Annotated in this window: 9 protein-coding genes and 2 pseudogenes; 8 read left to right on the forward strand and 3 right to left on the reverse strand. The window is 62.0% G+C overall.

Annotation, left to right across the window (positions count from 1 at the left end):
- Positions 1-73: 73 nt before the first annotated feature.
- Positions 74-802, reverse strand: coding sequence for a DUF1428 domain-containing protein (locus MIC97_RS23860; RefSeq protein ID WP_239802389.1), 729 nt, complete (start codon positions 800-802; stop codon positions 74-76).
- Between the two features lie 87 nt (positions 803-889).
- On the opposite strand from MIC97_RS23860, the gene MIC97_RS23865 reads away from it, so the two are divergent.
- The 7 genes from MIC97_RS23865 to MIC97_RS23895 all read left to right on the forward strand — a co-directional run bounded on the left by MIC97_RS23865 (position 890) and on the right by MIC97_RS23895 (position 10,670).
- Positions 890-1,546 (forward strand): helix-turn-helix domain-containing protein, encoded by a 657-nt coding sequence (locus MIC97_RS23865; protein ID WP_239802390.1) that lies wholly within the window; start codon positions 890-892, stop codon positions 1,544-1,546.
- Positions 1,547-1,813: 267 nt separating this feature from the next.
- Positions 1,814-3,904 (forward strand): hydantoinase/oxoprolinase family protein, encoded by a 2,091-nt coding sequence (locus tag MIC97_RS23870; RefSeq protein ID WP_239802391.1) that lies wholly within the window; start codon positions 1,814-1,816, stop codon positions 3,902-3,904.
- The gene (locus MIC97_RS23875) at positions 3,904-5,895 is read left to right on the forward strand and encodes a hydantoinase B/oxoprolinase family protein (RefSeq protein ID WP_239802392.1); all 1,992 of its coding nucleotides are present in this window, start codon (positions 3,904-3,906) and stop codon (positions 5,893-5,895) included. The genes MIC97_RS23870 and MIC97_RS23875 overlap by 1 nt, the downstream gene beginning before the upstream one ends.
- Positions 5,896-5,922: 27 nt before the next feature.
- Positions 5,923-7,164 carry an ABC transporter substrate-binding protein gene (locus MIC97_RS23880; protein ID WP_239802393.1) on the forward strand — a complete coding sequence of 414 codons (1,242 nt, stop codon included), beginning with the start codon at positions 5,923-5,925 and terminating at the stop codon, positions 7,162-7,164.
- 90 nt (positions 7,165-7,254) lie between these two features.
- Positions 7,255-8,133 carry a branched-chain amino acid ABC transporter permease gene (locus MIC97_RS23885; RefSeq protein WP_239802394.1) on the forward strand — a complete coding sequence of 293 codons (879 nt, stop codon included), beginning with the start codon at positions 7,255-7,257 and terminating at the stop codon, positions 8,131-8,133.
- A gap of 10 nt (positions 8,134-8,143) precedes the next feature.
- Positions 8,144-9,949, forward strand: a complete 1,806-nt coding sequence (locus MIC97_RS23890) for an ATP-binding cassette domain-containing protein (protein ID WP_239802395.1) — start codon at positions 8,144-8,146, stop codon at positions 9,947-9,949.
- Positions 9,942-10,670: an ABC transporter ATP-binding protein gene (locus tag MIC97_RS23895; RefSeq protein WP_239802396.1), complete on the forward strand. Its 729-nt coding sequence runs from the start codon at positions 9,942-9,944 to the stop codon at positions 10,668-10,670. Before MIC97_RS23890 ends, MIC97_RS23895 begins: the two co-directional genes overlap by 8 nt.
- Before the next feature lie 493 nt (positions 10,671-11,163).
- Here the strand turns inward: MIC97_RS23895 and MIC97_RS23900 are convergent, their stop codons facing one another.
- Positions 11,164-11,319 carry a transposase gene (locus tag MIC97_RS23900; RefSeq protein ID WP_239802397.1) on the reverse strand — a complete coding sequence of 52 codons (156 nt, stop codon included), beginning with the start codon at positions 11,317-11,319 and terminating at the stop codon, positions 11,164-11,166.
- A 74-nt stretch (positions 11,320-11,393) separates the two neighbouring features.
- Between MIC97_RS23900 and MIC97_RS23905 the strand changes: the two are divergent.
- Positions 11,394-11,741, forward strand: a pseudogene (locus MIC97_RS23905) (aldehyde dehydrogenase family protein); the annotation flags it as partial.
- Here the strand turns inward: MIC97_RS23905 and MIC97_RS23910 are convergent.
- Positions 11,690-12,064 (reverse strand): annotated as a pseudogene (locus MIC97_RS23910) (transposase); the annotation flags it as partial. The pseudogenes MIC97_RS23905 and MIC97_RS23910 sit on opposite strands and share 52 nt — an antisense overlap.
- Positions 12,065-12,800 lie beyond the last annotated feature (736 nt).

Consider the following 12,800-nt stretch of genomic DNA (forward strand, 5'->3'; position numbering starts at 1 on the left):
CATTAACAAACAGATTGTGGCGTACGGCGTCGCCATCGTAGCCTTTGTCGGCAATAGGTGTAGAAAACGATGCTCATGCAGCCGTCGCGGAATCGAAGATGAGCTCGAAGCCACCCCACATCATGCGCATGCCGTCGAAAGGCATTTCGGGAAACTCCTGCCCTTCCATGCTGGCTTCCATAGCCTTGGCGGCGGCATCGCAGGTGGCCTTGTCAGACCATGCGGTCCAGCTGAACACCACGACCTCACCGGCTTCGGCCTTCGTCGCGCGGTGGAAGTCGGTCAGCTTGCCATGCGGCACGTCAGTTCCCCACGCCTCGACGATGCCGAGACAGCCATTGGGCCGGAAGGCGCTTTCCCATGCGGTTCTGGCCATATCGACATAGGCACCCTTGTTTTTTTCCGGAACCGCGAGCGCGAAACCCTGAATGTAGCCGGCACCTGCGTCCGTGCCGTCCGCGAAAACCGAATCGAACCCGCCGAAGATCATGCGGCTGCCGTCAAACGGCATTTGCGGCATCTCCTGCATGGCCGGATCTTCCTGCATCTTTTGCCAGGCGCTGTCGGCGGCGGCCTTGTCCGCCCACTCGATCCAGGAAAAGACGATGGTTTCATCCTCCTTCGCATGCACCGCGCCATGAAGATCGTTGACCTTGCCCTTCGGGACATCGACGCCCCAGCTTTCCACCATGCGGACAGCCCCATGGCCGCGAAGCATGGTCCACGCGGTGCTGACATGGTCGATATATTTCTGTTTGTTGATGGTCGGGACGGCTGCGATACAGCCTGTATAGAAGGTCATATTACGTCTCCTCTCTGGTAAGGCATCAGGTCCAATAGGTGCAGCATGGCAGTTGAAGTATGAAAAAGCAACTGATAGTATGAAAACATGACTAAAAAAATCGAAGCTGCCCGCCTGCGCTATGATGAGGGCTGTCTGGCGGTTCATGCCCTCAACCAGATCGGCGACCGCTGGGCGCTGCTCGTGGTGCGTGAGCTGATGTTCACCCCCAAGCGCTTCCAGATGATCCGCGCCGGCATGCCCGGCATTACTGCGGGCGTGCTGACGTCACGGCTGGCGCAGTTGCAGGAGGCAGGCGTCGTCAGTCATGACGTGCGCCTCAGCGTCTATGCGCTGACGCCGGTCGGACATGGCCTGCTGCCGGTGCTGGAGGCTCTGTGCCGATGGGCGCTGACGATACCGGGCCACGATCCGTCGCGCTTCATCAGCCCGACCGCGCTGATGATCTCGATGGGCGTGAACCTTCAGCCCGGGCCGGCGCCCGACCGCCCGGAGGTGGCCGGCTTCGATTTCGGCAGGGAGGCGTTCGAGGCCAGCCTCGCTGATGGCCGCCTGCTGGTCAGGGCGGTCTCGCAGCCCGATGCGCCCTTCGTTCTCAAGGCGGATGGAAATGCCATGGCGGTCGCCGTCTACGGCACCGCGCCCCTGTCGCTGCTGATCGCGAAGGGCGTCATCGGCGCACAGGGCGACATCGCCGCTGCGCAGGCGTTCGTCGACCTGTTCAGGCTCCAGCCGGCGGCCTGATCGCATTTCCTTTCCGGCTGTCCATATCCGGAGCCCCAATATTTTTCTACCCGCCTTCGGGCGGCATGCTGGTTCTCCGGGGCTCCGGCCCCGGTGGTGCGCTGTCTGAATTTTCAGCGCCTTTTCGCGGCAAAACCTGAAATCATCATCGGCGATGAATTCTTATTGACCATTCGGTAGAATGACCATACGTTTGTGAAAATAAAAAAAGTACCGGGATGGCAAGCCTGCCCGGATCTCAGGGGAACGCAAGTCACGGAGGAGTGCATGACTCTGAAAGACCTCTACCTTGGCGTCGATGTCGGGGGCACATTCACCGACCTCGTCTTTTTCGACGGTGACGGCGTGCTGCACAGCTACAAGGTGCCGAGCACGCCCGACCGACCGGGTATGAGCACGCTTCAGGGCATCCGTGAAATCGCCGGATTGCATGGCCTCACCGCTTCAGATCTGGCAAGACTGCATCACACACATGGCAGCACGATCGCCATCAACACGCTGATCGAGCGGCGCGGCGCGGCCACCGCCCTGATCACCACCGATGGTTATCGCGATCTCTATGAGCTCGGGCGCCTGGCGCTGCCGGAACCCATGCGCTACGATTCCCGCAGGGCAACGCCGCTCACCCCCAGGCGCCTCGTCCGCGAGGTGGGCGGAAGGCTGGATGCCCAGGGGCGCGAGCTGGAGCCGCTCGACGAGAACTCCGTCGTGGCCGCCCTGCACGAGTTGCGCGATGCGGGCGCCCAATCGTTCGTCGTCTGTCTCATGCACAGCTATCGCAATCCTGCGCATGAGCGGCGGGTGGCGGAACTGGCTGCGCAACATGTGCCGGACCTGCCGTGCGACCTTTCCTGCGAAACCTGGCCGCAGGCGCGCGAATATGAACGGGCGATCCTGACGACGATCAACGCTTATGTGCGGCCGAACGTGGTCGGATATCTCGATCGCCTCGTATCGGGCACGAGGGAGCTTGGCCTCGCCGCCGAGCCGCGCGTCATCCGTTCCAATGGCGGCATGCAGCGTGCATCGACGATCCGGCGCAATCCCGTCACCTCGCTGCTGTCGGGGCCGGCGGCGGGCGTGAGCGCGGCAGCGGCGGTGGCGCGCGCCGCCGGCATGGAAGGGGCTGATCTGGTGACAGTCGACGTTGGGGGCACAAGTGTCGATGTCGGCATTGTGCGGGCCGGCCAGCCGCTGCTCAGTGCCGAGGAGCACATTTCGGATTTTCCCGTCCTCACGCCCTGCATCGCCGTTTCCAGCGTGGGCGCGGGCGGCGGATCGATGATCTGGCTCGACGAGTTGGGAGCGCTGAAGGTCGGGCCGCGCAGCGTCGGCGCGGATCCGGGGCCGGCCTGCTATGGGCGCGGCACGACGCCTGCTCTTACCGATGCCTTTCTTCTGGCCGGATGGCTTGCGGACGGGCAATTGCTGGCGGGCCGCATTCCCCTGCATCTGGAAGGGGCCGGCAAGGCCATGGCATCGGTTGCGGAAGGGCTTGGGCTTTCCGTGGAGGCAGCGGCAGATGCAGCCATTGCGCTGGCCGTCGCCGTGATGGCCGCCGAAACCAGCGGCGTGCTTGCGCAGCGGGGCGTGGATGCCCCGGAATTCACGCTGGTCGCTTATGGCGGGGCCGGTCCTCTCATCGGTGCATTGCTGGCGGAAGCCGTCTATATCGACCGGATAATCCTGCCACAGGCACCCGGCGTTCTGAGCGCTCTCGGTGCGGTCAGCGCGGATCTGGAGATCGATCTGATCCGGCCGGTCTATTCGCGCCTGTCGGCGATACAGGGCTGTGACCTGCAGGTGATCATGCAAGACATGGAAACCGAGGCCGATGCCTGCTTCTGCGAGGAAAGCCAGGAACTGCCGATCACTGGGCGCGAGATCATCTACGCCGCGGACATGAGATATGAGGGGCAGGGTTTCGACTTGAGCGTCGCGCTTGATGCCCGCTGGTTGGCGCAGGGAGATCTCGCTGCGGTCGCCGACGCGTTTCATGAAGCACATCGGCGCACATATGGCTATGCGAAGGAACCCAATCCGATCTGGCTGAAGGAGGTGCGCGCCCACATCGTCGGCACCACCCCGAAACCGGTCGGCGCCGAGGTTGCTCCCGGCACCGGCGCGAAATCCTTCGGAACACGCCGGGTACGCATCTCCGGCGTCACATACGAGGCTCGTCTCTATCGCCGTAGCGATCTGGGAGCGGGCGATACCTTTGAAGGTCCGGCCGTTATCGAGCAGCAGGATACCACGGTGCTGGTACCCCCCGGCTGGGTCACCCGGCAAACCCGGTCGGGGGTGCTGGTTCTTGAACGCCCGGGTGTCGCAACGACCGCCATGGGAGGGATGGCCTGATGATGATCCAGTCGGTTCTGGACGAGGTTCTCGCCAATCATTTTCGCGCGGTGGTCGAGGAGATGTCGCATCTCGTGCTGCGCGCCGCCCACACCACTTTCGTGAAGGAAACGCAGGACTACGCGACAGCGCTCATCACGGTGAAAGGCGAGGCATTCGCCTATCCCTACAAGACGGGCGTCACCTCCCTGATGGGCATACCCGTGCAGACCGGCATCGCCTCTTTTGATGACTGGCAGCCGGGAGACGTGATGATCACCAACGATCCCTACGCCACGCGGGGCATGGTAATGCATCTGCCGGACCTGCATTTGCTCAAGCCCGTATTCCACGAAGGAAGGCTGGTGTGCTTCGCCTGGGCATTCATGCATTGCTCGGATGTTGGTGGCATGGTCCCCGGCAGCACCGACATGCTGGCCCACGAACTTTTTCAGGAGGGCTTCCGCCTGCGGCCGGTGAAGCTGATCAGAGGCGGTGAGCGCAATCAGGATGTCTGGAATTTCATTGCCGACAATTCGCGCATTCCCGGTCTCAACGAGGGCGATCTGGAAGCATTGCTTAGTGCGCTCGAATCCGGCCAGAAGCGTATCAGCCAGCTCATCGATCGCTATGGATGTGAACCGCTGCTCCAGTCGATCGATCGGATTTTGGATGGCTCGGAACGCCGAGCCCGCGCCGTTCTGAGGCGAATTCCTCCAGGAAGCTACAACTTCGTCGACTATCTGGAGGATGACTATGTCTCCGATGTCCCGGTCCGCATCGAGGTGACGCTGCGATCCGGCGAGGATGGAACGGTCGTGCTGGACTACGGCGGTTCCGATCCGCAGGTTCGGGCCGCGCTGAACCTTCCCACCGGCGGGCAGAAACACCATCCCTTTCTGTCGCTGGCGATCGTCAACTACATTGCCACCCACAGCGAAGGCCTCCATTTCAATGCCGGCATCCTGCGTTGCATCGAGCTGGACCTGCCGGAATGCTCCATCGTCAACGCCTCGTTCCCGGCCGCCTGCGGAATGCGTTATCTGTCGGCGATGCGGGCGCATGATGCGGTCCTTGGCGCACTGGCTCTTGCCACCGGCTGCGCGGTTCCGGCCGCCGGCGCAGGTGAGATCGCGGTCACGCTCGTCACTGTCAACTCGCTGGACGACGGCAAGGTTCACGTCGCGGTGGCCAATCCGATACAGGGTGGAACCGGCGGCGGGCCGACAGCCGACGGCGTGGCGGGCATCGACTATCCGGTGGCCTTCCTCCGCAATGTGCCGGCCGAGGTTTTGGAGTCCGAAATGCCGGTTCTGGTGCGGCGGTTCAGCCTCATTCCCGACTCGGAGGGCGCCGGTCGCCTGCGGGGTGGCGCCGGCGTTGTCTACGAGCTGGAAGTGCGCCATCCCGACAGCACCATCATTATGCGCGGCAAGGAGCGTTATCGTTTCCAGCCCTGGGGAGTTGCCGGCGGCTCGGCAGGAACACTTGGCCGCACGATGGTCCGTCGGGCGGACGGGAGCCTGATCGATATCGGCAAGCGCTCCAGCCACCGCGCAGCGGTGGGCGACGTGCTTGTCATCGAGGGCGCAGGCGGCGGTGGTTATGGAAATGCCATGGATCGGGAGCCGCAGCGCGTTCTCGATGACGTGCTGGACGGGCTCGTGAGCGTCCGGCGGGCCCGCAGCGTCTATGGTGTCGAGATCGTCGACGGTTCGCTCGACAGCGAGAAAACCGCGGAGCTTCGTAGCCGGCATCTTTCGGTGAATGTGGCTGCACCACCGGCGTTTGATCGCGGGGAAGGCTTCCGCGCTTGGGACGCGACGCATGGAAAGGCGAGCGCACTCATTTCGCCGTGGTTGCAGAAGCTGCCTGCGCGGCTGAGGGCCCTCGCCAAGGAGCAGGCCTATTCGCAGCTAACTTCTGCGGGCGACGCACCATGGCCCGAAGACACGATCGCCGAAACCTTGCGCAATATCGAGGATCGGCTGGGGAGCCATCAACAACACTAGTCCCCGGCCTCAAATGGGAGATGGAAAATGACAGGACCTGAAAAGCATTGCCGCGGCTCTTCTGCCCGTCTCGACCTTCCGGGACCACGCAGGCGTAGCGCCCTGTTCGCCGGAGGAGCCTTGCTGGCAGCCTGGCTCCTGCCGGCGCAGGCGGGCGCAGAACCCATCACGATCGGTTTGCTGGCTCCCTTGTCCGGGCCCGGCGCGCAGATTGGCGAGTCCGCCCAAGTGGGAGTGGAATACGCGACCAAGGTGATCAATGAAGCCGGGGGCATCGGCGGCCGCGAGATCCGGCTCGTCATCGGCGACTATCAGGCCAATCCCACGGTCGGCGTCAGCGAGGCGCGGCGACTGATCGACCGCGAACAGGTCGATCTGGTCATCGGGCCGACCTACAGCCAGGTGACGCTGGCCGTGATGCCGCTGCTGATCGATGCCGACATCGCGTCCATCAATGTCAGCGGCACCGATCTTCTAACACCCGAGGAAGCGCCTTACAGTTTTAGCATGCTCGTCAACAGCAAGGTTCAGGCCGAGCTGATGGCACGCGATGCAAAGGAGCGGCTGAAGGCCTCTTCGGTCGCCATCCTGTCCGACAGCGGCGCTCAGGCAAAAACGGCTGTCGTCGAAATCCGGACCGCGGTCGAGTCATCGGGAATGACGGTGACGGGAACGCAGGAGTACCAGTATGGCGCATCCGACATGACGCCGCAGCTCCTCGATCTGAGACGTGGCAACCCCGATGCGCTGATCCTGTTTGCCAGCACCGGAGACGATACCGGGCATGTGTTGAAAGGGCTGCGCGAAATCGGCTGGAAGATCGGGGTTTCCGGCAGCTACGGCGTAGCGCTGGCAGGACCGGGCATCGCCATTGCCGGCAAGGAAGCCTACGAGAATGTCGCCGGCATCAACTATCGCTCCTGGACCAGTTGCGGCAACGGCTCTACCGATCCGAAGATGGCGGCTTTCATAGAGGGCGTGCGTGAATTCCGGCCGGCAGCGGCCGCGCGTCTGCCCTTCAACTACGTCTCGCTCTGGTATGACGGTGTTTTTCTACTCAGGCAGGCCGTCGAGGCGAATGAGGGAAGCACGGACGGCGCAACCCTTGCAAAATGGATCGAGCAGAATTCCGGCAGCTTCGATGGCATCAATCCCGGCCTGAGCGCGTCCGCGGATACGCACTTCCTGATCGGTGCCGCCAACCTCGCGATGGTCCATCCTGCCGAGACGGGCGAGGGCGGTGTGCAGAAACGGGTCGATTGCGAGTGAGCGTCGCACCCTGACGGACCCTTGTTTCACGCGGATTGCGTCCTGCCGGTCGCGATCCGCCTCCCGATGGCCGCCTGCGGAGGCTGAACCATGGACGAACTTTTCATCATAGCGATCAGAGGTATCGGCATCGGCGCGGTGTATTCGCTGGTAGCCGTCAGTTTCAATGTGGTCTACCAGTCGAGCGGCATACTGAATTTCGCCCAGGGCCATATGCTTATTCTGGGCGGGGTGTTCGGGTCGATGTTTCTCCCGCCCGATGCGGGCATGCTGACATGGCTGGCTCTTCTGGTCGCGGCCGGGTTCTCGATAGCGTTGCTGATGGCCGTGCAGGGCTACATCACCCTGTTGCCTCTGAAGTCCTCCGTGGAACAGCATTCCTGGCTGATCACCACGCTTGCCGTGTCCGTGATCATCAGCGCCCTCATATTGATCACCAAGGGGCCTTTCGCGCTGGTGGTGAGAGACCCGTTCCCGCCCTTTCGGGCCTTCGGCATCGAGACGCCGGCCGCTTACGCCATCGCGCCGATCCTTGCCGTCGCGGCCTGTCTCGGCTTGCGTTGGTTTCACCGTCACACCCTCACCGGGTTGGCAATGAGCGCGATCTCGCAGGATCTGGCGGCGGCAAGGGCTGCCGGCATCCGCGTCCGCCGGCTCCAGATTCTGTCGTTTGCGATCAGCGGTCTGATTGTGGGCTCAGCCGGGTTCGGTGTGGGTGCAATTCTGGCCATCTCTCCCAGTTCGCCGATCAACTATGTGCTCAACGGTTTCGTGGCGGCGGTGATCGGCGGCATCGGCAGCAACGCAGGCGCGCTGGTGGGAGGTCCGATGGTCGGCGTATTGTCCATGTGGGCGGCCTACAATGTCGGCGGCGAGTACCAGAATGCGGTCTCGCTGGCATTGCTCGTGGTCATACTGATGGCGCGTCCGCAAGGTCTTTTCGGACGCGTCTCGGCGCGGCGGGTCTAGGAGGCAGCTCATGATGGTGGCTAAACGGGTCGGCGCGTCGCAATCCTTGAGGGATACGGTTTCATGCGGCTTGCCCGGCTGGGCGAACGAGACGCGGCTGGGCGCCGTGCTCATCATTGCAAGCATCGTCGTTCCGGTATTTGCCGGCAGCAGCTACTGGTTGCATATCCTGTTGCTGGTCAATCTCTATGTCGTGGTCGCGGTCTGCCAGAACCTGCTTCTGGCCGATGCTGGCCAGGTTTCGTTCGGGCAGGGCGCGGTCTTCGGCGTGGCTGCCTATACGGTTGGGATAGTTAGTGGCCTCAATGGGTATCCGCTGGAGCTCGGCCTGCTCGCGGGGCTCGTGGCGGGCATCGCTCTCGGCCTGCTTTTTGCCCTGCCGGCGCTCAGGGTGAAAGGCTTCTATCTCGGTTTCGTCACCATAGCGGCCGCCACTGTCATGCCGGAAATGCTCAACGCTTTCAGCGACGTGACCAACGGCATCAACGGCATCAGCCTGCGGGTGCGCTGGCTGCAGCAACCCTGGGTCCTCGGCTTCAGCCCATTGGTGCTGGCGATCATGACGCTGGGCGTCGGTATCCTGTTCGCCCACGATTTTCTGCGGCGGACCTCCGTCGGAAGGCTTATGCGCGTTGCCGCATCCAGTCCGGAGACGGCGCTGACGCTCGGCCACAGGCCCGGCGTGGTGCGTTCTCTGGCGTTCCTGATCGCCGCCGTCGGCACCTCTCTGGCTGGCGTGCTTTACGGGCCTCTGCTCGGGTTCCTCAGCCCGGATGCATTCCATTTCGATCTGTCGATCTTTTTCTTCTTTGCAGTCATCGTCGGCGGCAGCGGTCGTCTGCTGGGGCCGCTGGTGGGTACCGCGATCCTTTATCTCGTGCCCAACGTGCTGCTTGTCGATCTGGTGGAATACCGGCTGGTGGGATACGGCGTCACCGCGTTGCTCATCATGCTTCTGTTCCCGGATGGGGTGGTGGGTACCATAGCCAGGCGGATCCGCCTGCAAAGCGCCTCGACGAGACCCGCTCTTCTGAGTTCCGGGCCTTTGCTCGAAATGCGGCCAGGGCAGGGCGCTGCCTGGCAGGAAAACGGGAACGATGCGGCAGAAGCGGCGGTTAAGGTGATCGGCGCGAGACGGCGATACGGTCAGGTGATTGCGTTGGACGGAGTCGATCTCGATGTGGCGCCCGGCACGATTCATGGGCTGGTCGGCCCTAACGGCTCCGGCAAGACCACGCTGCTGAATGTGTTGTCCGGGCTCAGTCGGCTGGACAGCGGCACGGTCAGCCTGTTCGGCGTCAGGGCAGATGCCATGCATGCATCGGCCATCGCCAGACTTGGCGTTGCCCGCACTTTCCAGACGCCGCGCATATTCGACGACCTCACTGTCCGGGAAAACCTGCAACTGGGGCTCGATGCGAACCGCGGGACGAAGGATGAGGCCTTCATTGCCGCGTTCGAGGCGATCACGAAGCCACTTGCGGATTGCCGGCCAGATGAACTGCCGCATGCCCAGCGGCGGATGCTGGAGTTGCTGCGCTGCATCGCCACCGGTCCGCGCCTGTTGTTTCTCGACGAACCGGCCGCCGGGCTCTCCGGAGAGGAAAGAAAGCGCTTTGCCGAACTTCTTAGGCTCCTGCGCGACGAACTGGATCTGACCGTGGTTCTGGTCGAGCATGACCTTGCGCTTGTCTGGCGTCTCGCGGACGAGATCACCGTGCTCGATGCCGGGCGTGTAGTAGAAAGCGGCGTGCCGGACAAGGTCGTGGAAAATCCCGCGGTGCAGAAGCTTTTCTGGGGGGAGCGGGATGCTTGACGTGCAGGGTTTGTTTTCCGGCTATGGACGTCTGCCGATACTGCGTGACGTCAGCCTCAGCCTCGCTCCGGGGGAAATCGTTCTAGTATTGGGGCCGAACGGTGTCGGCAAGACGACCCTGCTGAAGTCGATTGCCGGCTTCATCCGGCCCTCAGCGGGATCGGTTCGTCTTGACGGACGCGAAATCCTGGGTCGCGCGCCCGAGGAGATAGCGCAAAAAGGGTTGCGCTTCGTCTTTGAAGGGCACCGCGTTTTCCCGGAACTCACGGTTGCGGACAATATCCGGCTCGGAGGCATGCTCTCGACGAAAGGGGAATTCGAGACCCGGTCCGGGCGCGTGCTCGATCTCTTTCCCATGCTGAAGCAGAAATATCGCCAGCCGGCACGCGACCTCAGCGGCGGTCAGCAGCAGATGCTGGCGCTTTCTCAGGCTTTTGTCGCCAAACCTCGCATTCTTCTGTGCGATGAGCCGTCTCTGGGACTGGCACAGGCTGTCCTGCCGCCGATCTTCGAACTGTTGAGCCTGTGGGCCTCGGAGGGCACGGGCATTCTGATCGTCGAGCAATATGTCGACGTGGCGCTGCCCATTGCCACCCGCGGGCTGGTGATGGAGAATGGCGCGATCTCTCTCGAGGGTAGTTCCTCCGAACTGGCCGCCGATCCTCGTGTCAGGCAAATCTATCTGGGGCTGGAAAACGACGAAGACGGAAGCGGGGCGTGAAACGCCGCAACCGTGTTCAGCGACCGTTTTTGACGCAGCCGGATGCACGATCCATCATTGAGCCACAGGCGGCCTCGTTTCGGCTGTCGATGCGGCACTTTCAGCCCCTCGCAATGCCAGATGCGCCCGATCCGCCGGGCATTCAGCGTCCAGCCCTCCTGCAGTAGAAGGGTTGTGATGCGACGGTAGCAATGGCGCGACATAGTCCGAGGCTATGCAGACAATATCCGCCGTCGGGCGCTTGTCGTCGGATCGTGGCCGTGAACGTCGGCGCCGGGTCAAACGGTGCTGGTCAATCACCAGATACGCACGACGCTCGGAGACACCGAGCGCAGCACAAGCATGGACAACGCCATCACGGCGTCGCGAAGGGCTCAGTACTTTCTCACAATGGCCTCCTTCAGGATTAGCGCATCCAGTGTCAGGCTGGATACCGCGTTCCTCAACCGGCTCTCCTTCTCCAGAGCCCTCAGCCACGCTGCCTGCGGCACCTTCAGGCCCTATACTCACGACGCCAGCGATAGTAGTTCTGCTCCGACATGCCAAAGCTGCGGCAGATCGCACCGGTCTTGTCGCCTTGTGAAAGCCGGACTTTCGCTTCCTGCAATGTCCCGGTGATATGCTCGGCCGTATAATTCTTCCGTGCCATTCTGTGCTTCTTTCAAGCTCAGAATGGCCGAAACTCCAACACTCGACTCCGACCTCTTCTCAGCGGGAAGGCCACAAGTTGGACTGGTTTTCCAAGAAACTTTCGCGCCAATTCTGTATGTTATGAAATATTCGATCCTTGATGACGTTCATCAAGGATCACGCTGCGGTTGGAGCGCGCCTTGCTTCTTCGATTTTCACACTGGATATGCGAGAGCCGGAGCGCTTTCTTTTTGCGGACGGATCCGACTGTGGTATTGCAAACATCAATATCGGCGCTGTCTTCGGCGACGAAAAGGAGACTGGCGGCGGGTGTGGTCTGATTCTGACACATGGCGATCCTACATGCGCTGGGCAGCCAATACCGTCAATTACTCGGGGGATATTCCATTTGCGCCGCGTGTGGCATTTGAGATGGAGTAAAATTTGGCCGAAGCGCCTGTGGTAAGAGCGAACCTGAAGTTCGCTTCCCACGGCACATGGGCCCGTGTCATGCGCCCAGGATCGTTCGTCCAACTCTCGGGCATAAACAGCTGCAGACCGACCATTACCGCCACCTCGCACGATGCCAGCGTCATAGAGACTAGAGACTGGCAGTTGGCGGTCTTTCCAAGTGCGGAAGCATATCGCGGCGCAATGTCAACCGAATGACGCCCCTTCCTGGACAATGCGGTGTTGTCAATGATCAGCCAGGCACTGTCACCGCCAGCCAACTTGTCCCGCCCCACCACCAGTACCGCTTCGAGCGGGGCCGTATCCTAACACCACTGCCGGTGAAATGATGAAGATCACGCCGCCGTCGCGTGCCACCATCGGCTGAATGCTCTTGTGATTATCAGGAGCGATCAATCGGCGATATAGGCCGGACACATCCATGCTCTCGTTCTGTGCCCCAGCGTTGCCGAAAATGGCGTGAGCCAGCACTCCAGATCAGCTTACCAGTTCCCGTCCATGGCCGGCCTTCCAAAAAACTGACTTCCTATGGTTCATCGAAAATCCAGCTTGGGAATCGTAAAAAACTCCGCGCATAAAAATATGCCAAAGTGGTGAGCATGGGCTACGACATTGCAGGCTTGCCGGTCACCTTCTTGTTCGTCAATCAGGCCTGCCAGACCTATGGCTTCGAGATTGAGGTACCAGCCGAGATATTGCCGGATCGACACTGCTACCTTAGGTGGGCAGGCGGGGGGAACTGCGTGCGCAATTCCGATTTCACTGCAAACTTCGACGTAAGCTACCAGCTTCCTGGAGAATTTTCTGCGCGGCCGCGTACTCGGTTGTCGTGGGCGCCAGCCGCACTTTCGACTTCGGCATGTTCCGTAGCTTCTGAAGGCGCTGGCTGGGGGGGGCGGCCGCCGGTCGGTGCAGGTCGGCATGCCTCGTCATGGCCACACCGAAACGGAGTTGTCACAGGGACGCATCCTCTCCACACTCCTCGGCCCGGCTTTCTGATCTGGCACATCATGCGGCAAATCCTGCCTG

This window comes from Aquamicrobium sp. NLF2-7 (assembly GCF_022359935.1).
GTDB lineage: Bacteria > Pseudomonadota > Alphaproteobacteria > Rhizobiales > Rhizobiaceae > Mesorhizobium > Mesorhizobium lusatiense.

Coding starts and splice junctions, on each gene's coding strand:
- MIC97_RS23895 (WP_239802396.1), top strand. CDS start 9,942: ATGCTTGACGTGCAGGGTTTGTTTTCCGGCTATGGACGTCTGCCGATA.
- MIC97_RS23885 (WP_239802394.1), top strand. CDS start 7,255: ATGGACGAACTTTTCATCATAGCGATCAGAGGTATCGGCATCGGCGCG.
- MIC97_RS23900 (WP_239802397.1), bottom strand. CDS start 11,319: ATGGCACGGAAGAATTATACGGCCGAGCATATCACCGGGACATTGCAG.
- MIC97_RS23890 (WP_239802395.1), top strand. CDS start 8,144: ATGATGGTGGCTAAACGGGTCGGCGCGTCGCAATCCTTGAGGGATACG.
- MIC97_RS23870 (WP_239802391.1), top strand. CDS start 1,814: ATGACTCTGAAAGACCTCTACCTTGGCGTCGATGTCGGGGGCACATTC.
- MIC97_RS23875 (WP_239802392.1), top strand. CDS start 3,904: ATGATGATCCAGTCGGTTCTGGACGAGGTTCTCGCCAATCATTTTCGC.
- MIC97_RS23860 (WP_239802389.1), bottom strand. CDS start 802: ATGACCTTCTATACAGGCTGTATCGCAGCCGTCCCGACCATCAACAAA.
- MIC97_RS23880 (WP_239802393.1), top strand. CDS start 5,923: ATGACAGGACCTGAAAAGCATTGCCGCGGCTCTTCTGCCCGTCTCGAC.
- MIC97_RS23865 (WP_239802390.1), top strand. CDS start 890: ATGACTAAAAAAATCGAAGCTGCCCGCCTGCGCTATGATGAGGGCTGT.